This is a genomic window from Schumannella luteola (assembly GCF_013408685.1).
Taxonomy (GTDB): Bacteria; Actinomycetota; Actinomycetes; order Actinomycetales; family Microbacteriaceae; genus Schumannella; species Schumannella luteola.
Map to the genome: position 1 here is coordinate 1,668,688 of NZ_JACBZY010000001.1, position 24,315 is coordinate 1,693,002.

General features: G+C 67.4%; 15 protein-coding genes and 3 rRNA genes. All 18 read left to right on the top strand.

The window, feature by feature from the left end; all coding sequences use genetic code 11:
- The first annotated feature begins 87 nt into the window (after positions 1 to 87).
- Entirely contained in the window at positions 88 to 1,074 is a 987-nt protein-coding gene (gene pstC, locus BJ979_RS07400; protein ID WP_179566684.1) for a phosphate ABC transporter permease subunit PstC, read from the top strand.
- Between the two features lie 7 nt (positions 1,075 to 1,081).
- Positions 1,082 to 2,590: a phosphate ABC transporter permease PstA gene (pstA, locus tag BJ979_RS07405; protein ID WP_246286718.1), complete on the top strand. Its 1,509-nt coding sequence runs from the start codon at positions 1,082 to 1,084 to the stop codon at positions 2,588 to 2,590.
- Entirely contained in the window at positions 2,587 to 4,221 is a 1,635-nt protein-coding gene (gene pstS, locus BJ979_RS07410) for a phosphate ABC transporter substrate-binding protein PstS (RefSeq protein WP_179566685.1), read from the top strand. Before pstA ends, pstS begins: the two co-directional genes overlap by 4 nt.
- A 234-nt stretch (positions 4,222 to 4,455) precedes the next feature.
- A complete protein-coding gene (locus BJ979_RS07415) occupies positions 4,456 to 7,005 on the top strand; it encodes a hypothetical protein (protein WP_179566686.1) in 2,550 nt (849 codons plus the stop codon).
- 116 nt (positions 7,006 to 7,121) lie between these two features.
- Positions 7,122 to 8,252, top strand: a complete 1,131-nt coding sequence (locus BJ979_RS07420; RefSeq protein ID WP_179566687.1) for a substrate-binding domain-containing protein — start codon at positions 7,122 to 7,124, stop codon at positions 8,250 to 8,252.
- Between the two features lie 19 nt (positions 8,253 to 8,271).
- Positions 8,272 to 9,315, top strand: a complete 1,044-nt coding sequence (locus BJ979_RS07425; RefSeq protein WP_179566688.1) for a hypothetical protein — start codon at positions 8,272 to 8,274, stop codon at positions 9,313 to 9,315.
- 134 nt (positions 9,316 to 9,449) lie between these two features.
- Positions 9,450 to 10,559 carry a COG1361 family protein gene (locus BJ979_RS07430; RefSeq protein ID WP_179566690.1) on the top strand — a complete coding sequence of 370 codons (1,110 nt, stop codon included), beginning with the start codon at positions 9,450 to 9,452 and terminating at the stop codon, positions 10,557 to 10,559.
- Positions 10,556 to 11,332, top strand: a complete 777-nt coding sequence (locus BJ979_RS07435) for a hypothetical protein (protein ID WP_179566692.1) — start codon at positions 10,556 to 10,558, stop codon at positions 11,330 to 11,332. The genes BJ979_RS07430 and BJ979_RS07435 overlap by 4 nt, the downstream gene beginning before the upstream one ends.
- Complete coding sequence (locus BJ979_RS07440; protein WP_246286719.1) at positions 11,329 to 12,324, top strand: sortase; 996 nt, start codon at positions 11,329 to 11,331, stop codon at positions 12,322 to 12,324. The genes BJ979_RS07435 and BJ979_RS07440 overlap by 4 nt, the downstream gene beginning before the upstream one ends.
- Before the next feature lie 433 nt (positions 12,325 to 12,757).
- The gene (locus tag BJ979_RS07445; RefSeq protein ID WP_179569823.1) at positions 12,758 to 13,525 is read left to right on the top strand and encodes a phosphate ABC transporter ATP-binding protein; all 768 of its coding nucleotides are present in this window, start codon (positions 12,758 to 12,760) and stop codon (positions 13,523 to 13,525) included.
- A 78-nt stretch (positions 13,526 to 13,603) separates the two neighbouring features.
- Entirely contained in the window at positions 13,604 to 13,738 is a 135-nt protein-coding gene (locus BJ979_RS17930; RefSeq protein ID WP_281360917.1) for a hypothetical protein, read from the top strand.
- Positions 13,735 to 14,511 carry a fumarylacetoacetate hydrolase family protein gene (locus BJ979_RS07450; protein ID WP_179566694.1) on the top strand — a complete coding sequence of 259 codons (777 nt, stop codon included), beginning with the start codon at positions 13,735 to 13,737 and terminating at the stop codon, positions 14,509 to 14,511. Before BJ979_RS17930 ends, BJ979_RS07450 begins: the two co-directional genes overlap by 4 nt.
- Before the next feature lie 39 nt (positions 14,512 to 14,550).
- Positions 14,551 to 15,948 (top strand): MFS transporter, encoded by a 1,398-nt coding sequence (locus BJ979_RS07455; RefSeq protein ID WP_343046630.1) that lies wholly within the window; start codon positions 14,551 to 14,553, stop codon positions 15,946 to 15,948.
- Between the two features lie 97 nt (positions 15,949 to 16,045).
- Complete coding sequence (locus tag BJ979_RS07460) at positions 16,046 to 16,921, top strand: hypothetical protein (RefSeq protein ID WP_179566696.1); 876 nt, start codon at positions 16,046 to 16,048, stop codon at positions 16,919 to 16,921.
- A 19-nt stretch (positions 16,922 to 16,940) separates the two neighbouring features.
- Positions 16,941 to 18,443, top strand: coding sequence for a glutamate--tRNA ligase (gene gltX, locus BJ979_RS07465; protein ID WP_425502465.1), 1,503 nt, complete (start codon positions 16,941 to 16,943; stop codon positions 18,441 to 18,443).
- Between the two features lie 551 nt (positions 18,444 to 18,994).
- Positions 18,995 to 20,518: ribosomal RNA gene (locus BJ979_RS07470) — 16S ribosomal RNA — on the top strand.
- 412 nt (positions 20,519 to 20,930) lie between these two features.
- Positions 20,931 to 24,050 (top strand): 23S ribosomal RNA (locus BJ979_RS07475).
- A gap of 109 nt (positions 24,051 to 24,159) precedes the next feature.
- Positions 24,160 to 24,276 (top strand): 5S ribosomal RNA (gene rrf, locus BJ979_RS07480).
- The 16S, 23S and 5S rRNA genes sit together here, the layout of an rRNA operon.
- Positions 24,277 to 24,315: the final 39 nt, after the last annotated feature.

Below are 24,315 nucleotides of genomic sequence, written 5' to 3' on the forward strand. Positions count from 1 at the left end.
CAGCTCACCGGGATCGCTCTCCGCGCCCGCCCCGCGCTCGCCGCGGCCCCGACTCATCCGCCCCGCACTCCACCCGAGGATCCGCTCGTGACCGCCGCTGACATCCGCCCGCGCTCGCTGCGCACGCGTCCGTCGTTCGCCGACGCCGTCTTCCGCCGCACCGCTTTCTCGGCCGGGGGCATCACGGTCGCGATCATGCTCGCCGTCGGCCTGTTCCTGTCGCTGCGCGGTGCGCAGGCGATCGGCGCCGCCGGCCCGTCGTTCCTGTTCGAGCAGCAGTGGTCGCCCGAGACGAAGCACTTCGGCATCGCGGCGGTGCTCTTCGGCACGGTTACGATCGCGATCGTCGCGATGTGCGTGAGCGTTCCGCTCGCGCTCGGCACGGCGCTGCTGATCTCCGAGATCGCCCGCGGCCGGCTGCGCGGCCTGCTCGTCACGCTCGTCGACCTGATGGCCGCCGTGCCGAGTGTCGTGTTCGGGCTGTGGGGCCTGTTCTTCCTGCAGGACAACATCATCCCGGTGTCGCGCTGGCTCTCGACCTACGTCGGCTGGGCCCTGCCCTTCCTGCGGGTGACGGATGCGCAGGGTCACGCCCTCAGCGATGACAGCGCCTTCACCTCGTCGGCCTTCATCGCCGGCATCATCGTGGGCCTGATGGTCGTGCCGACGCAGACCTCGGTCATGCGCGAGGCCTTCTCGCAGGCGCCCGTCGGCGAGCGCGAAGGCGCCCTGGCGCTCGGCGCGACCCGCTGGGGCATGATCCGCGCGGTCGTGCTGCCCTTCGGCCGCGGCGGCGTGATCGGCGCGACCATGCTCGGACTGGGCCGTGCGCTCGGCGAGACGATCGCGGTCTACATGATCATCTCGCCGCTGTTCAGCTTCAACTGGGAGGTGCTGAAGACCGGCGGCAACTCGGTCTCGGCGCTGATCGCGCTGCGCTACGGCGAGTCGAGCCAGTTCGGCCTGTCGGCGCTCATGGCCGCGGGCCTCGCGCTGTTCCTCATCACCCTGGTGATCAACTTCGGCGCCTCGCTGGTCGTCGCCCGCTCGCGCTCCGGCGCCCAGACCAACTGACACCGCCATGACACTGCAGCAGGTCGACCCGCAGCTCCTCCTCGAGGAGATCCGCGCCGAGATGGAGCCCGAGCTCCCCGCCCCGACGCGCCCGGTGCGCCCGGCGCCGCGCGTCCCCCCGCGCACGAGCATCCCCGATCTGACGGATGTGCCCGAGCCGCCGCGACGCGGGCTCGGCAAGTCGACGCTGGCGGCGAAGTTCGACGCGATCGGCTCGATCGTCGCCGCGATCTGCTTCACCGCGCTCATCTACTGGTGGTTCAGCCCGCTGACCGGCGCCTTCGGCGCGCTCGTCATCGGCTACGTCGTCTTCCTCGGCTTCTACGCCCTGCTGGTCGCGATCGGCAGCGATCGCCGCGCCGTCACCGACCGCCTCATGACGGTGCTGATGATCAGCGCCGGCGTCGTGCTGTTCACGGCGCTCGTCTTCGTCGTCGGCTTCACGCTCGTGCGCGGCTCCGACGCGCTCGGCCACCTGAACTTCTTCACGCAGACGATGGAGTTCGCCGGCCCGCTCGACCCGCTGACCGACGGCGGCATCCTGCACGCGATCCTCGGCACGCTCATCCAGATCAGCATCGCCCTCGTGATCACGGTGCCCCTCGGCATCCTCACCGCGGTGTTCCTCAACGAGGTCGGCGGGCGCTTCGCGCGGTTCGTGCGCACGATCTCGGATGCGATGACCGCGCTGCCCTCGATCGTCGCCGGTCTCTTCGTCTACGCCGCGATCGTGCAGCTGGTCACGCACCAGCGCTCGGGCTTCGCCGCGTCGATGGCGATCACTGTGATGATGCTGCCGATCGTCATCCGCGCCTCCGATGTGGTGCTGCGCCTCGTCGCCGGCAATCTGCGCGAAGCCTCGTACGCGCTCGGCGCGAACCGCTGGAAGACGGTGTGGCACGTCGTGCTGCCGACGGCCCGCTCGGGTCTCGTGACCGCCGTCATCCTCGGAACCGCGCGCGGCATCGGCGAGACCTCGCCCGTGCTGCTGACCTCGGGCGTCACCGCGGTGATGAACCTCAACCCCTTCAGCGGGCCGATGATCTCGCTGCCGCTGCAGGTCTTCGAGTTCGTGAAGTCGCCCGAGCCGACCATGATCGCCCGCGGATTCGGAACCGCCGCCGCGCTCGTGCTGCTCGTGCTGCTGCTGTTCCTCGTCGCCCGCGTCATCGGCGGGCGCCCGCCGGGCGTGCAGTCGACCGGCGAGCGCCGCCGTGCCGCGCAGCGCTCGCGTGACGACCTCGAGCGGATGACGTCGGCCGCGGCCGCCGTGTCGCTCGCGTCGGTCTCGGCGCACGTCGTCGCCACCGAGTTCGACCCGCTGCCGTTCGAGCCGGAGGCGGAGCCCGACCCGGGTTCCGACGCGGCCATCGAGGCGGAGCTGGGCGCCGTGCCGCCGGCCGTGCCCGCCGCAGAGCCCGCGACCAGCAGCGCTGCATCACCCGACACCGCATCGCCATCCAGCACAGCCGCATCACCCGACACCGCATCCGACTCCGAGGAGACCCCGCGATGATCCGCACGACCGCCCGGCGCCTCGTCGCCGCCGCGATCTCCACCGTGGCGCTCGCCGCGCTGATCTCGGTCGGCTCCGGGGCGACCGGCCCCGCGCACGCCGCGAGCTACGTCGCGATCTCGGGCTCCGGCTCGACCTGGTCGCAGAACGCCCTCGACCAGTGGCGCCGCAACGTCGCCACCAACTACGGCATGCAGGTGAACTACAACGGCACCGGCTCGTCGGCCGGCCGCACCGACTTCATCAACGGCACCGTCGACTATGCGGTGAGCGAGATCCCGTTCCAGACCGTGCCCGACGTCCCCGGCGCGCAGCCCGAGAACCCCGAGGCGGGCAGCTTCGCCTACATGCCGATCGTCGCGGGCGGCACGTCGTTCATGTACAACCTCAAGATCGGCGGCAAGCGCGTCACCAACCTGCGCCTGTCGGGCGACACGATCACGAAGATCTTCACCAACCAGATCACCAACTGGAACGACAAGGCGATCGCGGCCGACAACCCGGGTCTCGCGATGCCGAACAAGGCGATCACGCCGGTCGTGCGCTCCGACGGCTCGGGTTCGACGGCGCAGTTCACGCTCTGGATGGCGAAGCAGTACCAGTCGCAGTGGTCCGCCTTCTCGGGCCGCAGCGGTCTCACCTCGCAGTACCCCGTGAAGGGCGCGATCAAGGCGCAGAACGGCTCGCTCGGCGTCGCCGGCTACGTCAGCCAGAGCTACGGCGAGGGCGCGATCACCTACGTCGAGTACAGCTACGCGATGAAGTCCGGTTTCCCGGTCGCGAAGGTGCTCAACGCCTCCGGCTACTACGTCGAGCCGACCGCCGCCTCCGTCGCCGTCGCGCTCATGCAGGCCGGCATCAACAGCGATCTGACCCAGAACCTCGACGGCGTCTACACGAACGGCGACCCGCGCAACTACCCGCTGTCGAGCTACAGCTACATGATCGTGCCGCTCAAGGTGCGGGGCATCTTCACCGAGCAGAAGGGCACCACGCTCGGCACCTTCGCGAGTTACATGCTCTGCGAGGGTCAGCAGCAGGCCTCGGCGCTCGGCTACTCGCCGCTGCCGATGAACCTGGTGAAGGCTGGATTCACGCAGATCGCCCGCATCCCCGGCGCCGCGGGCGTCAACGTCGACATCAACAAGTGCAACAACCCGACCTTCAAGCCCGGTCAGAGCGAGCGTGACAACGTGCTCGCGCAGACCGCGCCGCAGCCGGCCGCCTGCGACAAGAAGGGGCCGGATCAGTGCACGACCGGCACCGCGGGCGCCAAGACCGACACCGCGGTCAGCGGCTCGGGCAAGGGCGGTTCGGCGTCGGGCGCCGGCGGCGGCGCGAGCGGATCGGGCGGATCGGGCGGCGCCGCTTCGGGCGCCGGCGGTGACGGCGCGACGACCGGCGACGGCGCGGGTGCGGCCGGGGGCGAGGCTCAGTACGACGAGAACGGCCAGCTGGTCAGCAGCACCAACGCGGGTGCCGTGTCGAAGCCCTACGAGCTGCCCTCCGACGGCTTCGGCGGACCGCAGATCGCCATGGTGATCGGCGTGCTGCTGCTCGTCGGCGCCGTCGTGCTGCCGCCGCTGCTGTCACGGCGGATGCGTACCGCCGACCGCCGCCACGGGAGCTGAGGCTCCGCCTTCGCGCCCTCTCGCGCCCGGCTCGGCGGAGTCGTTGAGGACCGACCCCGCCGAGCCGTCATCCGGCGTGCGCGCTCACCCGAGCAGCACCGCCACGCCGACGCACCCCTGAGCCGTTCAGCGGCGTGTGCTCCTTCCCCATCCGTTCACCGCGATGTCACTCACCGCGCCGAGCCTTTCGTCGGATTCCTCGGGAGTCCGACCCGAACCCGCCTGGAGATCCTCGTGTCCGCACCCGCCCCGCAGCCGCGCCGCGCCCGTCAGTACGGCGCCTCGCTGATCGCCGGCCTGCTCAGCGCCGGCTTCGCTTTCGGCGTCGGCCTGGTCGTCACGGCGCCGGCGCCCGCCGCGAAGGCCGACGACAGCTCGGCGGTGACGGTCAGCGCGAAGGACCAGGATGCCGACATCGCGACCGCTCCGTTCCCCGACCTGAAGCTGACCGTCGCGCAGACAGAGGGGCTGGTGTCGCAGGCCGTGGTCGTCAGCTGGAGCGGCGGCAAGCCGTCCACTCAGCCCAGCCAGCAGAACGGCGGGAAGGACTTCCTCCAGTTCATGCAGTGCTGGGGCGACGACTCGTCGGTTCCGGCAGGTCAGCCCGCGCAGCCCGACCGCACCACCTGCCAGTACGGAGGCTTCAACACCTCCGGCGCGACTCGCGACAAGTTCCACGACGCGAACGGCGCCGCCCCGCAGGACGTGGCGTTCTCCGCCTCGGAGTTCTCGCAGAACGACTACACGTCGATCCCGTTCCAGGCGGTCGACGGGACGCTGTACACGAACGTCAAGGACGGCCAGCGGATGCCGGGCATCGACCCGAACACGAACCAGTTCTTCACGAAGTACACGACCAACGAGGTGCCGTGGGCCGGCTCCGGTGCCGACGGCACCGGAAGCATCAAGTTCGAGATGCAGACCAAGGTCCAGGCGCCGGGTCTCGGGTGCGGTGACGCGAATCGCGCCGCTGACGGCACGGTCACGGGGCGCGCCTGCTGGCTCGTCGCAGTACCGCGGGGTGCTGCCGACACGGGCAGTCGGCAGGTCGACCAGTCCGCCCTGTTCTGGGACCAGTGGAAGCACCGGATCGCAGTTCGGCTCGACTTCCGCCCGATCGGCGACGTGTGCGCGATTGGTGCGGCTGAGCGTCAGCTGCAGGGAAGCGAGCTGATGGCGGGCGCCGTGGCGTCGTGGCAGCCGACCCTCTGCACGGCGAAGGGCGGCGACGCCTACACGATCCTCTCCGGCACGGAATCCGATGCCCTCGCGATCGCGAACGGCGCCAACTCCGGCCCGATGGCGCTGTCATCTCGTCCGCTCCAGGGCGACATCGAGGACGACCTCCAGTACGCGCCGGTCGCGCTGACCGGGCTCGCGATCTCGTTCGCCATCGATCGCCAGCCCAGCCTGAGCGGCTCGACCCCCGACGAGTACCTCGAAAGGGCGAAGCTGCCGTTCACGAGCATGAACCTGACGCCGCGACTCGTCGCGAAGCTGCTCACCAGCTCGTACCGCGATGCGCTGCCCTACTTCTCCGACCGCTCGCACATCGCGAAGAATCCACGGAACATCGCTTTCGACCCCGACTTCCAGGCGATCAACGACCCGGAATGGAAGTACCAGGCGATCGCCACCCCCGCGATCGCCGACGCTCTCGTCCCGCAGGGACGCTCCGACTCCGCGTGGGCCATCTGGGCATACGTCATGTCCGATCAGGACGCCCGCGACTTCCTCAGCGGCAAGCCCGATCCGTGGGGCATGACCGTGAACAAGTGGGCGTCGGACTCGGTCGACTTCGCACCGCGGGGCGAGGGTGATCAGACGCTCGCCATCACCTATCCCAACGACACGTTCCCGAAGGCGGACCCGGTCGAGACCGCCGAATCCGCGACGGGTGGTCCGATCAATCTGGTCACCTGGCGACCCTTCGTCAACGACCTCGACACCTCCGCGTACAAGACGCTGCGCGGCGACGGCCAGGTGCTCGGAGGATGGAATGCGCAGGCAGCGCCTCCTCAGTACGACAAGACCGGTCGCGACCTCCCCGGCGCTCAGGCGGTCATCGGCGTCACCGACACGTCGGCTGCGTCGCGCTACCAGACCATCACGGCCTCCCTGCGCAATGCGGCGGGCAAGTTCGTCGCACCGAGCGCGGAATCGATGCTGGCGGCGGCGGCGGCGATGACCGCGACGCCGACTCAGCGTCAGGTCTACTCGCTCGACAACACCTCAGCGGCCGCAGCCGCCGCCCCGACCGCCTACCCTCTGACGGTCCCCGTCTACGCGGCCGTGAGCCCGAAGATGTCCGATGCGACCCTGCGAGCGAGCTTCGCCGCCTTCATCCGCTATGCCGTATCGGATGCGGCGCAGACGACCGGACAAGGGGTCGGACAGCTCCCCGAGGGCTACGCACCACTGCCGCAGGGCTGGCGCGACCAGGCGCTCGCCGCTGCCGCGAAGATCCAGGCCGGCACGACGGCCACGCAGCCGACCGACGCCTCGGGCGACGGCTCGCTCGCTTCGCCCGGCTCCGACTTCGGGTCAGCGGATGCGGGCTTCGGCTCGGCTGGCGACGGATTCGGCTCGCCCGACGCGTCCGGCGCGGCCGGCACGAGCGACCCGGCGGCGTCCGGCGATCTCGCGAGCTCCCTCTCCGCCTCCCGCACCCCGGCCGATCCGAAGACCGGCGGCCTCGACTCGGTCGTGCCGCTCAGTCTCCTGGCCGGCCTCCTCGGCGCCCTCGCGGTGCCCGGCATCTCGCTCTTCCGGAGACGCCTCTGATCCCGATCTTGGCGGGGCACGCTGCACCGGACTGGGATCCGGCGCCCCGCACCAAGCCGCGAACGACCGACTGGGACGTGCGCGGAACCCACCCTGAGACAAAGGACAGCACTCCCTTGAAGATCAAGAAGATCGCGGCCTTCGCCGCGGTCGCTGCGGTGGCCGTCGCCGGCTCCGCGCTCGTCGCCCCCGCCTTCGCGGAGCCGGTCTCGAACAGCTATGTGCTGGTCGGTTCCGACACGCTGCAGGATTCCGCCAACGCTCTCATCAACGGCACCGACATCTCCGGCTCGCTCGTGCGCGTCACCACCGGAAACGGCGCCACGCTCGGCTCGTTCGACGCGTTCGGATCCCCTGCGGTCCAGACCAAGCCCAACGGCGCCTTCTTCGGCCGTCCCGGTGGCTCCGGCGCGGGAGTCACCGCTCTGCGCGCCTCGATCACCGGCGTCAACTACTCCGCCACGACCAGCCCGAACGTGAAGGCCGTCGCGATCACCAATCAGGTCGACATCGCGCGCTCCTCGAGTGCGCCCGGCTCGAACGCCAATGCTGACGGCAAGCTCCTCTACTACCCGTTCGCGCGTGACGCGGTGGGCTACGCCTACAAGGGCGGCAATGCGTCGTGGGCCAACCTCAGCGCTGCCCAGCTCCGTCAGATCTATGACGGCACCCTGACCAACGTCGGCGGCGCTGACATCAAGCCTCGCCTTCCTCAGACGGCTTCGGGCACCCGCAGCTTCTTCCTGGGTGCCCTCGGCTACACCGCGGTCAACAGCGTCTACAGCGCGCCGGCCGTGAACGACAACGGCAACGTCACGGCCGAGAACGACGCGACCGTGCTCAACGCCGGCGAGATCATCCCCTTCTCGGTGGCGAGCTGGGTCGCTCAGGCCAACGGCGTCTCGGGTGTCAACAGCACCACCGGCGCGTCGCTGGGCAGCGCGGTCACCGGCGTCGTCCCCGTGACCGGCACCGCTCCGGCGCTCGAGGCGAACCCGACCTACTACGCCGACGCGAAGTTCGGTCGTGACACCTTCCTGGTCGTCGAGCGCTCGCGCGTCCAGCAGAACTTCACGGGCGGCCGCGGCAACTACGACGCGACGCTCGCGCGTCTGTTCGACCCGACCAACCCGCGCAGCCTGATCAACTACGGCTCGACTCCGAACAGCGCCGGCGCGGTCAAGACCGCCTACGGCTTCCTCCCGACGGCGAACACCACGCCGCAGCCCGCGTTCGTCACGCTCTGATCCTGAACGGAATCCCGAAATGATCATCACCAAGCGACGCATCGCGATCGCCGGCGTCTTCGCCGTCGCGCTCGCCGCGATCAGCCCCGTCGCGGCGGCCAACGCCGCAACGGCCACCCCTGCCGGTTCTGCCGCGAAGTGGTACACCCTCAACGGCACCACCCTTCAGCCGTACGCGGCTGACACGGTGCTCCACTGGGGCGACAGCCCTGTGGCCAGCCCCACCGCGACGTGGTCGAACTTCAAGGGTTCGACTGACGCCGAGGAGGTCGTGATGTTCCTCTCCAAGCCGGGCGAGGAGCGCACCATCACCAACTGGATCGCGACCGGAGCCGGCGCCTTCAAGCGCGGAACCAAGGACGTCCAGCTGCCGAGCGCCGACCTGGCGAGCCTCACCAACGGCAACGCGGCGTCGATCCAGGCGATCGGTGGCGACTACAGCGTCGGCATCGCGTTCACCAAGAACACCGGCACGGCCATCGCGGACGGCGGCGTCATCTTCAACACCGTCCACATCGTCAAGGGCACCGACACCTACACCTTCGACTCGCCCGCCGAGTCGACCACGCCGACCGACCCGCCGGCCGGCACGCAGACCGCTTCGGTCGACGTCTCGGCGACGACCGTCGCGGCGCAGGATGGCGCGCTCGAGCTCTCGGTTCCTGCCGGCGCGAAGGCGACCCTCGGCACCGCGGCCCTGGTGAACGGTCTCTCGACCTCCACCGGAAAGCTCGGCTCGGTCACCATCAAGGACGGCCGCGTGTCGTCGACCCCCGGTTGGGACCTCACCAGCGGCGTCGCGAAGTTCAGCCTCACCGGTGGAACCTCGGCTGACGACATCGACGCCAAGCAGCTCGGTGTGAAGCCCCTCGTCACCTCCGGCCCCGCGGCCGCGGCGGCGGGAAACCAGGCCGGCACCGCCGGTGACAACAAGTTCGCGTCGGCTGCGGCCGGCACGAGCGGCACCAGCGTCGTCGACGCCGACCTCACCTTCGTCGCCCCGGCGAAGTCGAAGGCCGGCACGTACACCTCCAAGGTGACGCTGACGCTCGTCTCGAAGTAACACTCTCGAGGCCCTGGGCGGGCTCGTCGTCGCACGCGACGGCGGGCCTCGTCCGGGGCCTCAGCCCTGCCCGATCCACCCCGGCCGCACTTAAGTCGGCGTTCACCTGACGGACGCCGCGCGGCCAATGACCGATGGCTTCATACACTGTGCCCACCTGGACCTCCGCCGCGAATCCGGCCGCGCGCCTCGCCGCCGCCGCTCTCGCGCTCGTCGCCGCCGCCACGCTGCTCAGCGTCGCCCCGGCCGTCTCCGCCCGCGCGGACGACACGATCGGCATCTCGGGCGCGCCCGCGAAGGCCGGCGCCGCCGATGGCCGCACCCGCTTCACCTACCAGGTCGGCCCGGGTCAGCACCTCGACGACGAGTACCTGGTGAAGAACACCGGCACCACCCGCCAGACGGTCACCGTCTTCGGCACCGACGCCTTCAACACCGACGACGGCTCCTGGGGCCTGCTGCCCACCGACGACACTGCGAAGGATGTCGGCGGCTGGGTCACCTTCGGCGGCCAGCCCCGCGCCACCCTCGACCTCGCGCCGGGCGAGTCCCGCGCGGTCGCCTTCGCGGTCGACGTGCCCGCGGATGCCGGCCCCGGCGACCACGCCGGCGGCGTCGTGCTCTCGGCCGTCAGCCCCGACGGGCAGGTGCTCGTCGACCGCCGCGTCGCGACGCGCCTCTACGTGCGCGTGCCCGGTGACATCCAGGCGGCCCTCACCGTCAGCTCGATGAAGGCCGACTACGGCTACAGCTGGAACCCGCTCGACGGCACCGTGAAGATCGACATGACGGTGAAGAACACCGGCAACGTCGCCCTCGGCGGCCTCGCGGTCGTCACCCTGCGCACCTGGTTCGGCTTCGGCCTCTCCTCGCCCGAGGCCCGCCCCGACTTCCCCGAGCTGCTGCCCGGCAACGTGCGCGAGCTGAGCGTCACCCTGCACGGCGTTCCCGCGCTGGGCTACCTCGAGCCGACGATCACGCTCGCTCCGCAGATCTCGCCCGACGCCATCCAGCCTCCGTCGCTCGTCACGACCGAGCGCAGCACCTCGCTCGCGGCCGTGCCCTGGCTGCTGCTGGCGGTGCTGCTCGTGATCGGTCTCGTCATCCTCGTCACCCGCCTCCGCGCCCGCGCCGATGCGCGCCGCGCCGAGGCGTGGATGGCGCACGTCGCCGAGCAGGCCCGCAGCGAGGCCTCGTCGCCCCGACAGAGCGGCGCCCCCGAGAAGCTCGGAGCCGACCGATGAAGCGGATGCTCACGGCAGCCCTGCTGGTCGGCGCGGCAGCCGTCGCGATCACCGCGGCTGCTCCCGTCGCGGCCTTCGCGGCCGACGACCTGAACGGCGGCGGCGACTACCCGATCTCGGTCACGGTCACCGACGACGGCTCGACGCCGACGGGCGGATCCGACTCCGGCGGCTTCGGCGGCAGCGACTCGGGCGGCTTCGGCGGCTCGGGATCGGGCTCGTCGGGCTTCGGCTCGACCTCGGGCTCCGGCTCGACGGCAGGTGGCGGCGACGCCGTCGACACGGGCGCGACTCCCGACGGCAAGCCCGCGGCCTCGGCCGCGGCCGACGCGGCCTTCTCGATCGGCGGGATGCGTCTCGGCTACCAGATCTCGCCGCTGCCGAACCGGGGCGCGCTCAGCACCGCGGTCACGCTGCGCAACGGCACATCCTCGGCCATGTCGGTCAAGCTGCGCCTCTGGATGACCGGTCCCTTCGGCAACCGCATCGGCGGCCCGGTCGAGCGCACCGTCGTGCTCGCCCCGAAGACCGACCGCACCGTGCGCACGCAGGTCGAGGGCGTCGGGCAGTGGACCTTCGTCACCTCGCACCTCGAGGCGACCCCGCCGAAGTCGGTCGACGGCATCGACCTGGCCAAGCTGACCCGCGAGCAGTCGATCGTGATCGCGCCGTGGGCGATCCTGCTCGGCGTGATCGTCGCCGCGGGCGCCGGCTGGGGTATCTCCGCCGCGGTCCGTCGCCCTCGCGTCGCCGTGCAGGAGGCCTTCGCATGAGCGTGATCGAGGCCCCCGCTCCCGCGTCACCTGCCGGCGGGGTGCCGGTCGAGGCGCCGCCCGCCCAACCCGGATACACCGCGTACCCGCCCGTGCCGCGACCCCCGCGCCGCGTGCCGAAGCCGCCCGTGCTGCTCGCCCCGCTGTCGCCCGCGCAGGCCGTGTCGCGCAGCGTGATCATCACCGCGGTGCTCCTGCTCTTCGCCTTCCTGCTCCAGGTGGTCGTGCTCTCGCAGCTGCAGCACCTCGAGTCGCAGCAGCGCCTCCGCGACGCCTTCCGCGCGCAGCTCGCCGCCGGCACCGCGCCGGTCAGCGAAGCCGACTACACCGGCAAGATGCTGCGCTCGACCTCGCCGGTCGGCATCCTCTCGATCCCGCAGATCGGGGTGAACGAGGTGCTCGTCGAGGGCACCGACTCCGACACCCTCAAGACCGGCGCCGGCCACCGCCGCGACACCCCGCTGCCGGGCCAGCCCGGTGTCAGCGTGCTCATCGGGCGCGCGGCGGCGTACGGCGGACCGTTCTCGCACATCCAGGAGCTCGCCCCCGGCGACCGCTTCACGGTGCGCACCGGCCAGGGCAGCAGCACCTTCGAGGTCATCGGCGTGCGCTATGCCGGCGACCCGACGCCGGCCGCGCTGGCCCGCGGCGGCAGCCGGCTCGTGCTGCAGAGCGCCCGCGGTCCCGCCTTCGCGCCGAACGGCGTCGTCTACGTGGATGCGCGCCTCGTCAGCCCGGTGATGGATGCGGGCGCCCGCTGGACCACCACGGGAGCGCTGCCTCCGGAGGAGCGCGCGCTGCAGGCCGACACCCGCGAGGTCTGGAGCCTGGTCTTCGCCCTGCAGTTCCTGCTCGCCGCTCACCTGGGCGCCGTCTGGGCTCGCCGCCGCGTCGGCAGCCGCAAGACCTGGCTCGTCGGAGCCCCCGTCGTCGCACTCGCCGTGCTGCTCGCCGCCGATCGCATCGTGCCGCTGCTGCCGAACGTGCTCTGAATCCATCCCGAGGAGATCTCTCATGACTGATGCGCACCGCGACCCGGTGACCGAGGTCCTGCCGGCGACCCCGGCCCCGGCGGCCGCGAACCCGGCGGCCGCGAACCCGGCGACCGGGACCGCCGCCGCTCCGACCGGGTCCGCTCCGACCGCGACCGCCGAGGCCCCGGCGCTGGTCGAGCCCGCGACCGGTTTCGTGCCGCCCGTCCCGACCCCGGTGCCCGCCGCGGCCGCGTACCCCGGCTACGCCTCCACCGGCTTCGGCGGCGCGGAGGCCACCTCGCCCGTCGCCGACGCGCGGCTCGAAGCCGACCCGCACTACGCCTCCGCGGCGCCGTCGGTCATCCCCGGCTACGGCGACGCCGGCTTCAGCGGCGCGTACCAGGCCGCCGCGGCCGCGGCGTATCCCGAGACCCCGCGCGAGCCTCTCGCGATGCTCGAAGCGCGCGGCATCACCGCCTGGTTCGGCGACCACCAGGTGCTCGATCGTGTCTCGCTCACCATGCCGGCCGGCCAGATCACCTCGCTGATCGGCCCGTCGGGATGCGGCAAGTCGACGTTCCTGCGCATCCTCAACCGCATGCACGAGCTGGTGCCCTCGGCGAGCCTCGCCGGTGAGGTGCTGCTCGACGGTGACGACATCTACGAGCCGCAGAAGCGCCTCACCGACGCCCGCAAGGCGATCGGCATGGTCTTCCAGAAGCCGAACCCCTTCCCGGCGATGTCGATCTACGACAACGTGATCGCCGGGCTCAAGCTCACCGGCATCCGGGCCGATCGCGCCCGCAAGGACTTCCTCGTCGAGACCTCGCTGCAGAAGGCGGGCCTCTGGAAGGAGGTGCGCGATCGTCTGCGCGCGCCCGGCGGCGGACTCTCCGGCGGCCAGCAGCAGCGTCTCTGCATCGCCCGCTCGCTCGCGGTCCAGCCGCGCGTGCTCCTCATGGACGAGCCCTGCTCGGCTCTCGACCCGACCTCGACCCGTGTGATCGAGGAGACGATGCTCGAGCTCGCCAGCGAGGTCACGATCGTCATCGTCACGCACAACATGCAGCAGGCGCAGCGCGTCTCGAGCCAGTGCGCGTTCTTCCTCGCCGGCGCCGGCAAGCCCGGCGGCATCGTCGAGCACGGGGCGACGGATGCGATGTTCGGCGACCCGCAGGACGAGCGCACCGCCGATTACGTCAACGGCCGCTTCGGCTGATCGGCGACGCGGCCGACCCGCACACGACGGGGGATGCGGTCATAGTGGTCACGGGCGATCTCGCCGAGGGTGCGTGCGATGCAGATCGACGCTTTCCGTCGCATCCGCCGTCCTGCATTGGCGGAATCCGCACTCATCGCCACCGATCGCGGCACCGCGTTGTCGGAATCGTTCAACGGTTGCCGCATCCCCGTCGGTAGGATCGTCGGGTGAGAGTCGCGCGCTTCAGCACCGGAGACGACGACCCGCGTTTCGGAGTCATCGATGACGACGACATCGTCGTCCTCAAGGCCGACCCGATGTTCGCGGGCTACGAGACGACGGGAGAGCGCGTCCCCCTCGCGGATGCTCGCCTTCTGGCGCCGGTCATCCCGCGCTCGAAGGTCGTCTGCGTCGGCATGAACTACGGCGCCCACGCGAAGTCGATGGACTGGGACACCGACGGCGACCCGCTCATCTTCCTCAAGCCGAACACCGCGGTGGTCGGCCCTGGCGACCCGATCCGCATCCCGCCGGTGGAGGGGCGCATCGTGCACGAGGGCGAGCTCGCCGTCGTGATCGGCCGCGTCGCCAAGCAGGTCAAGGCCGCCGACTGGCAGTCGATCGTCTTCGGCTACACGATCGCGAACGACGTCTCGGCCCGCGACCAGATGTTCGCCGACGGCCAGTGGGCGCGCGCGAAGGGCTACGACACCTTCTGCCCGCTCGGCCCGTGGATCGACACCGAGATCGACCCGAGCGACCTGCAGATCACGACCTACGTCGATGGCGAGCAGCGCCGCAGCGGCCGCACGAGCGAGATGCTGCACAAGCTGCCCGAGCTCATCGAATTCATCACCGACGTGTGGACGCTGCTGCCCGGCGACGTCATCGTCACCGGAACCCCCGACGGTCTCGGCAGCTTCGAGCACGGCCAGACGGTCGACATCGACATCGAGGGCCTCGGCCGTCTCTCCAACCCGGCGCTGAACCGCGACCCGCGCTGATGCCGACGCCGCCCGTGATCGCGGCGACCCGGTAGCGCCGTGAGCTCGAGCCCGTCCGAGCTGCCGATGGCGGTGGATGCGGTGCGCGTGCACCGGCGCACCCGCTCGGTCCTGGTGGCCGGTCAGGTGCTCTCCGGGCTCGGCATGGGGTCGACGCTGTCGGCGGGGGCGCTGCTGGCGACGCTCGTCTCCGGCAGCGAGGCCTGGTCGGGCTCGGCGACGACCGGATCGACCGTCGGATCGGCGCTGGCGGCGATCCCGCTCGCGGCGCTCGCCCAGCGCGCCGGGCGCTCGTCGGCGCTCGCCTCGGGTGCGCTGACGGCGGCGCTCGGGGGAGTGCTCGGCATCCTCGCCGCGCTCTGGTCGCTGTTTCCGCTGCTGCTGATCGCCTTCGTGCTGATCGGCGTCGGAACGGCGGTGAACCTGCAGTCCCGCTTCGCCGCGACCGATCTCTCGGCGCCGTCGACGCGCGGACGCGACCTGTCGATCGTGGTGTGGGCGACGACGCTCGGCGCGGTGGTCGGCCCCAATCTCATCTCGGCGGGCAATCGGCTCGGTCTCTCGCTCGGCCTCCCCGAGCTCGCGGGTCCCTTCCTGCTGACGATCGCGGCGCAGGCGGTCGCAGCGGTGATCTACGCGCTCGGACTCCGCCCCGACCCGCTGCGGCTGGCCCGCGCTCTCGCGCACGCGACCGCCGCTCGTGCTGCCGCCGATCCCGCCGCCGATCTCGCGTCGTCGTCCGAGGTGGATGCGGCGGGCTCGCCCGCCGGACCGCCGAAGTCCGCCGAGCCGCCGTCCTCCGCGCGCGCGTCGACACCGGCATCCCGCCCCGCCCCCGCCATCGATCGCGACGATCCGCGCTCGGCTCGCATCGGCATCGCGATCCTCGCGCTGAGTCACGCGACGATGGCCTCGGTCATGGCGATGACGCCGGTGCACCTCACGCACAGCGGCGCGACGCTCGAGATCGTCGGACTCACCATCAGCCTGCACGTCGCGGGCATGTACGCGCTCTCGCCGCTCTGGGGCGTGCTCGCCGACCGACTCGGACGCACCGCGGTGATCGCGCTCGGCCAGGGGACGCTGCTTCTCGCTCTGGTGCTGGCGGCGCTCGGCAGCGAGGTCGAGGGCGCGGTCGTCGCCGCGCTCATCCTTATCGGGCTCGGCTGGAGCGCCTCCACCGTCTCGGCCTCGGCGATGGTCTCCGCCTCCACCAGTGCCGACCGGCGCACCCGCACCCAGGGCCGCGCGGATCTGGTGATGAGCTCCTCGGGCGCGCTCGGCGGCGCCCTTGCCGGCCCCGTGCTCGCCGGCCTCGGCTACCCGGGTCTCGCGCTCACCGCGATCGCCCTCGTCGCCGCGGCCGTCGCCCTCCTGCTCTGGCGCGCCCGCGCCGCCGGGGACGTCGCGGTCATCAGCGGATCCGCCGCTCGCTGACCCGACCCCGCTCTCGCCCCACCCGACCGCGCCCTGCGCGCTCGGTACCCCGGACGCGGGGGTCCCCGCCGGCGGTCGTCGCACCTAGCCTGGCCCCGTGCGAACCGGATATCGGCTCATGATCTCGGTGGCGGCCCTCGTCGCCGTCATGGTGGGGATGAGCGGATGCTCCTCCGCCGGCTCGGATGACGATTCCGAGAGCTGGGGTGTCTTCGTGCTCGACGGCGCCTCCGCTCAGCCCAGCGTCATGCCGAGCGATGACCCGGCCGGAGACGATCCCGACCTCACGATGCCGACGCCCAACTCGCGGCCGTCGCGAGTGCCCGCCGCCCCGTTCGCGCCGCACACGGCTTCGTGTCCTCGCGCGCTGCCGGTGCACCCCTCCCTGCCGCGCCGCGCCGGCTACATCACCTGGCGTGACGGGCGCGTGACGTCGAGCACGACCAGCCGGGGCGGGCAGCCGGTCTGGCGCGCGGCCCCGCAGTGGCCGTCGAGCCGCCGACTCGGCACGCCGATGACCTTCGTCGCGCAGATCGCGCTGAACGACGATGTGGTGCCGGGCGGCGCCGGCCACACGGCCTACCTGTTCGTGAGCGCCGCACCCGGGCTGCCGACCTGGGACCCGGAGCAGGGCGAGAGCGCGGTCGTCATCCAGCCCGGCGGCTCGCCGGTCGTGCCGACGAGGCCGCTGCGGACCGGGCCGACGCGGCACGACGAGGTCGAGGTCGCGAAGCTGGCGACTCAGCTCGATCCGGCTTTCGTGCCCGAAGCGGATGGCGGGGTCGGCGATGACGTCTGGTCCAGCATCGCGCCCGAGAAGGTGGGCGGCACCCCGGCCTTCCTGCAGTACGACGAGTTCCCCGAGTGCGGTCGCGTGGACCGCCTCGCTCTGCAGCTCGAGCTCGGCACCGGCGTCGGCTACGTGTTCGTGACGGACGATCTCGCCTACGGCAAGTACGTCGAGCAGTACTGAGCCCCCGCCCGCACTACCCTTGACCTCGATGTCAGCCCTGCCTTTCACCACCGCCACCGGACCTGACGTCAAGGTCCGCTTCTGCCCCTCGCCCACCGGCACCCCGCACGTGGGAATGGTGCGCACGGCGCTCTTCAACTGGGCCTACGCCCGGCACACGGGCGGCAAGCTCGTGTTCCGCGTCGAAGACACCGATGCGGCGCGCGACAGTGAGGAGAGCTACGAGCAGCTGGTCGAGGCGCTCACCTGGCTCGGCCTCGACTGGGACGAGGGCGTCGAGAAGGGCGGACCGAACGGCCCGTACCGCCAGTCGCAGCGCGGCGACATCTACCAGGACGTGATCCAGCGGCTGAAGGATGCGGGCAAGGTCTACGAGAGCTTCGTCACCCCCGAGGAGATGGAGGCGCGCAACCGTGCCGCCGGTCGCGACCCGCGTCAGGGCTACGACAACCACGAGCGCGATCTGACCGACGAGCAGCGCGCGGCCTTCCGAGCCGAGGGCCGGCAGCCGAGTCTGCGCCTGCGGGTGCCCGACAGCGACCTGTCGTACGAGGACCTGATCCGCGGCGACGTGACCTTCCCGGCGGGCAGCTTCACCGACTTCGTGGTGGTGCGGCCCAACGGCGCCCCGCTCTACACGCTCGTCAATCCGGTGGATGACGCGCTCATGGGCGTCACGCACGTCTTCCGCGGCGAGGACATCATGTCGTCGACGCCCCGGCAGATCGCGCTGTACCTGGCGCTGATCGAGATCGGGGTGGCCGACTTCATCCCGCGCTTCGCGCACATGCCCCTCGTCTACGGCGAGGGATCGAAGAAGCTCTCGAAGCGCGACCCCGAGTCGAACCTGTTCCACCACCGCGATCGGGGGTTCATCCCCGAGGGGCTGCTGAACTACCTGGCGCTGCTGGGCTGGTCGATCGCGGCCGATCGTGACGTGTTCACGACGGCCGAGTTCATCGAGGCCTTCGACATCAGGGATGTGAACCCGAACCCGGCCCGCTTCGACCAGAAGAAGGCCGACTCGATCAACGGCGACCACATCCGGATGCTGCAGCCCGACGATTTCGAGGCGCGGATCGCGCCGTACCTGGCCGGCTACGTCGAGAACCCGCCGACCGCCGCGCAGCAGGCGATCCTGCGTGAGGCGGCGCCGCTCATCCAGGAGCGCATCATCGTGCTGGGGGAGTCGCGCGACATGCTCGCGTTCCTGTTCACGCCCGATGCCGAGATCGAGTTCGCGCCCGACGCGCTGCCCAAGAACGCCGACGAGGCGAAGCTCGTGCTCGAGTCGTCGACGGCGGCGCTCGAACAGCTGACCTCGTTCGGGCGGGTGGAGATCGAGGAGGCGCTGCGCGTCGCCCTGATCGAAGGCGCCGGACTCAAGCCGCGCGTCGCCTTCGGCCCGCTGCGCACCGCCGTCAGCGGGCGCCGCATCAGCCCGCCGCTCTTCGAGTCGATGGAGATCCTCGGCAAGGAGTCGACGCTCGCGCGCCTCGAACGCTTCCGCCAGACGCTGTAGCCGGCGGGCCGTTGGCTCGGCGCCATCCCGGAAAACCGGGCGACACGCCCGGGATGCGCGGATGATTCGCGCCGGCCCCGCGACGTACGTAAAGTAATCCCTCGTCAGCCCAAAGGAGCGGGACACGGAGAGCGGCTCAGCCGCCCGGATCCTGGCCTCAAGAGCGACAAGCCCCCATCTGAACTACTGGATGGGGTTCGCCACTCCGACGAGTCGCTGACCTGATCAGCGCGCGGTGCTTCGCAGGGTCTTTACCCCCGCAAGCCGGCTGCCCACCGGGATGGCTTGGTAGACGATCGCCTTGGATCGAACCCGCGAGGGTGAGATCTTCGAGCATCCGATCCTTGAGAACTCAACAGCGTGCACTATGTCAAATGCCAAATAACCTCGGCTCCGCGATTTCGGTCGTGGGGTGAGAGATTCCTTTGGATTGACGGATTGTCAGTATGATGATCCTTTCAGTCAGATCAAACTCGTCTGGTTGTCGCGTTTTCCCGCGATGATCGGGCAAAAGATTTGTCAGTCGATTTCGGTCGGCTGGCTGTCATTCATTTACGGAGAGTTTGATCCTGGCTCAGGATGAACGCTGGCGGCGTGCTTAACACATGCAAGTCGAACGGTGAAGGAGGAGCTTGCTCTTCTGGATCAGTGGCGAACGGGTGAGTAACACGTGAGTAACCTGCCCTTGACTCTGGGATAAGCGTTGGAAACGACGTCTAATACCGGATACGAGCTTCAGCCGCATGGCTAGGAGTTGGAAAGAATTTTGGTCAAGGATGGACTCGCGGCCTATCAGGTTGTTGGTGAGGTAACGGCTCACCAAGCCTACGACGGGTAGCCGGCCTGAGAGGGTGACCGGCCACACTGGGACTGAGACACGGCCCAGACTCCTACGGGAGGCAGCAGTGGGGAATATTGCACAATGGGCGAAAGCCTGATGCAGCAACGCCGCGTGAGGGACGACGGCCTTCGGGTTGTAAACCTCTTTTAGCAGGGAAGAAGCGAAAGTGACGGTACCTGCAGAAAAAGCACCGGCTAACTACGTGCCAGCAGCCGCGGTAATACGTAGGGTGCAAGCGTTATCCGGAATTATTGGGCGTAAAGAGCTCGTAGGCGGTTGGTCGCGTCTGCTGTGAAATCCCGAGGCTCAACCTCGGGTCTGCAGTGGGTACGGGCCAGCTAGAGTGCGGTAGGGGAGAATGGAATTCCTGGTGTAGCGGTGGAATGCGCAGATATCAGGAGGAACACCGATGGCGAAGGCAGTTCTCTGGGCCGTTACTGACGCTGAGGAGCGAAAGCGTGGGGAGCGAACAGGATTAGATACCCTGGTAGTCCACGCCGTAAACGTTGGGCGCTAGATGTGGGGACCATTCCACGGTTTCCGTGTCGCAGCTAACGCATTAAGCGCCCCGCCTGGGGAGTACGGCCGCAAGGCTAAAACTCAAAGGAATTGACGGGGGCCCGCACAAGCGGCGGAGCATGCGGATTAATTCGATGCAACGCGAAGAACCTTACCAAGGCTTGACATATACGAGAAAGGGCTAGAAATAGTCAACTCTTTGGACACTCGTATACAGGTGGTGCATGGTTGTCGTCAGCTCGTGTCGTGAGATGTTGGGTTAAGTCCCGCAACGAGCGCAACCCTCGTTCTATGTTGCCAGCACGTTATGGTGGGAACTCATAGGAGACTGCCGGGGTCAACTCGGAGGAAGGTGGGGATGACGTCAAATCATCATGCCCCTTATGTCTTGGGCTTCACGCATGCTACAATGGCCGGTACAAAGGGCTGCAATACCGTAAGGTGGAGCGAATCCCAAAAAGCCGGTCTCAGTTCGGATTGAGGTCTGCAACTCGACCTCATGAAGTCGGAGTCGCTAGTAATCGCAGATCAGCAACGCTGCGGTGAATACGTTCCCGGGCCTTGTACACACCGCCCGTCAAGTCATGAAAGTCGGTAACACCCGAAGCCGGTGGCCCAACCCTTGTGGAGGGAGCCGTCGAAGGTGGGATCGGTAATTAGGACTAAGTCGTAACAAGGTAGCCGTACCGGAAGGTGCGGCTGGATCACCTCCTTTCTAAGGAGCATTTGGACCAGCTCGTCTGGTTCCAGAGCCACTTCGGACACACACGTTGTCCGGTGGTCAGCTCATGGGTGGAACATTGACATAGGCGTCGGATAGATCGTCTGGATCTCAGTACGGCCTCACTTGTGAGGCAAGGAAAGGGTCTGGTCGGGGCAGTCGGCGCGTGCACGCTGTTGGGTCCTGAGGGACTCGGGTGACTGAGGCTCTTTGCGGACCTCTTGCCGACTGGTCAGTGACCAGGACGCGGGGGTACCGCCCGTAATTTGAGAACTACACAGTGGACGCGAGCATCTTAGATAGAGATCGAAAGATCTCATCTACAAGATGATTCTATTTTTATAGATCATTGGTCAATCTGCAGCATCTTTATGGTGCTGCCGATCGATTCTAACAAAACTCATGTAGTCAAGTTTCTAAGAGCAGACGGTGGATGCCTTGGCATCTGGAGCCGAAGAAGGACGTAGCAATCTGCGATAAGCCTCGGGGAGTTGATAAGCGAACTTTGATCCGAGGATGTCCGAATGGGGAAACCCCGCCAGTGCGTACTTGTGCGACCTGGTGACTCCCGCCTGAATATATAGGGCGGGTAGAGGGAACGTGGGGAAGTGAAACATCTCAGTACCCACAGGAAGAGAAAGCAACCGCGATTCCGTTAGTAGTGGCGAGCGAAACCGGAACAGGCCAAACCGATCATGTGTGATAGCCGGCAGGCGTTGCATGGTCGGGGTTGTGGGACTTTCACGAACTTCTGCCGAAGTTCACATTGACGTGCGCGATATAGACGAACGGTCTTGAAAGGCCGACCACAGAGGGTGCCAGTCCCGTAGTCGAAATGTGGCGCAGCGATGGAGAGTATCCCAAGTAGCACGGGGCCCGAGAAATCCCGTGTGAATCTGCCAGGACCACCTGGTAAGCCTAAATACTCCCAGATGACCGATAGCGGACAAGTACCGTGAGGGAAAGGTGAAAAGTACCCCGGGAGGGGAGTGAAATAGTACCTGAAACCGTCTGCTTACAAACCGTTGGAGCCTCCCTAGCAGGGGTGACAGCGTGCCTTTTGAAGAATGAGCCTGCGAGTTAGCGGTATGTGGCGAGGTTAACCCGTGAGGGGTAGCCGTAGCGAAAGCGAGTTCGAATAGAGCGTTTGAGTCGCATGCCCTAGACCCGAAGCGAAGTGATCTATCCATGGCCAGGTTGAAGCGACGGTAAGACGTCGTGGAGGACCGAACCCACTTGGGTTGAAAACCGAGGGGATGAGCTGTGGATAGGGGTGAAAGGCCAATCAAACTTCGTGATAGCTGGTTCTCTCCGAAATGCATTTAGGTGCAGCGTTGCGTGTTTCTTGCCGGAGGTAGAGCTACTGGATGGCCGATGGGCCCTACAAGGTTACTGACGTCAGCCAAACTCCGAATGCCGGTAAGTGAGAGCGCAGCAGTGAGACGGTGGGGGATAAGCTTCATCGTCGAGAGGGAAACAACCCAGACTACCGACTAAGGTCCCTAAGCGTGTGCTAAGTGGGAAAGGATGTGGAGTTGCAGAGACAACCAGGAGGTTGGCTTAGAAGCAGCCACCCTTGAAAGAGTGCGTAATAGCTCACTGGTCAAGTGATTCCGCGCCGACAATGTAACGGGGCTCAAGCACACCACCGAAGTCGTAGAATTCGCATTATTGGTAGGCCTTCGTGGTCCAGCCGTGCGGATTGGTAGGAGAGCGTCGTGTGGCGAGTGAAGCGGCGGAGTGATCCAGCCGTGGACGCCACACGAGTGAGAATGCAGGCATGAGTAGCGAAAGACGTGCGAGAAACACGTCCTCCGAAAGACCAAGGGTTCCAGGGTCAAGCTAATCTGCCCTGGGTAAGTCGGGACCTAAGGCGAGGCCGACAGGCGTAGTCGATGGACAACGGGTTGATATTCCCGTACCGGCGAAGAACCGCCCAAGCTAATCCAGTGGTGCTAAGAGTCCTAATCCGGCTGACGGATCCCTTCGGGGTGAAGCTGCCGGCCTAACGCTCGACCCCATGCTGGTGCGGCTAGCGTATTAACAGGTGTGACGCAGGAAGGTAGTCAGTCCTCGGCGATGGTTGTCCGAGGCCAAGGGTGTAGGCCGAGGGATAGGCAAATCCGTCTCTCATATAAGGCTGAGACCTGAAGGGGAGCCCGCAAGGGCAAGATCTGATGATCCTATGCTGCCAAGAAAAGCATCGACGCGAGGTTCTAGCTGCCCGTACCCCAAACCGACTCAGGTGGTCAGGTAGAGAATACCAAGGAGATCGAGAGAATCGTGGTTAAGGAACTCGGCAAAATGCCCCCGTAACTTCGGGAGAAGGGGGGCCTAAGGCGTGAACGGATTTACTCCGGGAAGCGCTGCAGGGCCGCAGAGACCAGTGGGAAGCGACTGTTTACTAAAAACACAGGTCCGTGCGAAGTCGCAAGACGATGTATACGGACTGACGCCTGCCCGGTGCTGGAAGGTTAAGAGGAAGGGTTAGTTTCGACGAAGCTCTGAATTTAAGCCCCAGTAAACGGCGGTGGTAACTATAACCATCCTAAGGTAGCGAAATTCCTTGTCGGGTAAGTTCCGACCTGCACGAATGGCGTAACGACTTCCCAGCTGTCTCAACCGCGAACTCGGCGAAATTGCACTACGAGTAAAGATGCTCGTTACGCGCAGCAGGACGGAAAGACCCCGTGACCTTTACTACAGCTTGGTATTGGTGTTCGGTGTGGCTTGTGTAGGATAGGTGGGAGACTTTGAAGCGGGCACGCCAGTGTTCGTGGAGTCATTGTTGAAATACCACTCTGGTCACTCTGGATATCTAACTTCGAACCGTGATCCGGTTCAGGGACAGTGCCTGGTGGGTAGTTTAACTGGGGCGGTTGCCTCCCAAAAAGTAACGGAGGCGCCCAAAGGTTCCCTCAACCTGGTTGGCAATCAGGTGTCGAGTGTAAGTGCACAAGGGAGCTTGACTGTGAGAGTGACGGCTCGAGCAGGGACGAAAGTCGGGACTAGTGATCCGGCAGTGGCTTGTGGAAGCGCTGTCGCTCAACGGATAAAAGGTACCTCGGGGATAACAGGCTGATCTTGCCCAAGAGTCCATATCGACGGCATGGTTTGGCACCTCGATGTCGGCTCGTCGCATCCTGGGGCTGGAGTAGGTCCCAAGGGTTGGGCTGTTCGCCCATTAAAGCGGTACGCGAGCTGGGTTTAGAACGTCGTGAGACAGTTCGGTCCCTATCCGCTGCGCGCGTAGGAAATTTGAGAAGATCTATCCCTAGTACGAGAGGACCGGGATGGACGAACCTCTGGTGTGTCAGTTGTTCCGCCAGGAGCACCGCTGATTAGCTACGTTCGGAACGGATAACCGCTGAAAGCATCTAAGCGGGAAGCCGGCTTCAAGATGAGATTTCCATCCCTTCGGGGGAGAGGCTCCCAGCTAGACTACTGGGTTGATAGGCAGGATGTGGAAGTGGGGACTAAAGACCCATGCAGCTGACCTGTACTAATAAGCCGATAACTTGACAACACACAAAAGTTTTGTTGCTCGCGTCCACTTTGTGGTTCCCGATTTACGGTCGGGATACCGCACACCTGAACATCGTTTCAGGTCTGCAGACACGCTAAATCAATAGTGTTTCGGCGGCCATAGCGAAGGGGAAACGCCCGGTTACATTCCGAACCCGGAAGCTAAGACCTTCTGCGCCGATGGTACTGCGAGGGGGACCTCGTGGGAGAGTAGGACACCGCCGGACTTCTTTCGAGAGAAGCCCACCCGTTTTCACGGGTGGGCT

Excerpts from the sequence above, each read along its gene's own strand:
- BJ979_RS07430 (WP_179566690.1), top strand. The coding sequence starts at position 9,450 with ATGGCTTCATACACTGTGCCCACCTGGACCTCCGCCGCGAATCCGGCC.
- pstS (WP_179566685.1), top strand. The coding sequence starts at position 2,587 with ATGATCCGCACGACCGCCCGGCGCCTCGTCGCCGCCGCGATCTCCACC.
- BJ979_RS17930 (WP_281360917.1), top strand. The coding sequence starts at position 13,604 with ATGCAGATCGACGCTTTCCGTCGCATCCGCCGTCCTGCATTGGCGGAA.
- BJ979_RS07425 (WP_179566688.1), top strand. The coding sequence starts at position 8,272 with ATGATCATCACCAAGCGACGCATCGCGATCGCCGGCGTCTTCGCCGTC.
- pstA (WP_246286718.1), top strand. The coding sequence starts at position 1,082 with ATGACACTGCAGCAGGTCGACCCGCAGCTCCTCCTCGAGGAGATCCGC.
- BJ979_RS07445 (WP_179569823.1), top strand. The coding sequence starts at position 12,758 with ATGCTCGAAGCGCGCGGCATCACCGCCTGGTTCGGCGACCACCAGGTG.
- BJ979_RS07435 (WP_179566692.1), top strand. The coding sequence starts at position 10,556 with ATGAAGCGGATGCTCACGGCAGCCCTGCTGGTCGGCGCGGCAGCCGTC.
- BJ979_RS07440 (WP_246286719.1), top strand. The coding sequence starts at position 11,329 with ATGAGCGTGATCGAGGCCCCCGCTCCCGCGTCACCTGCCGGCGGGGTG.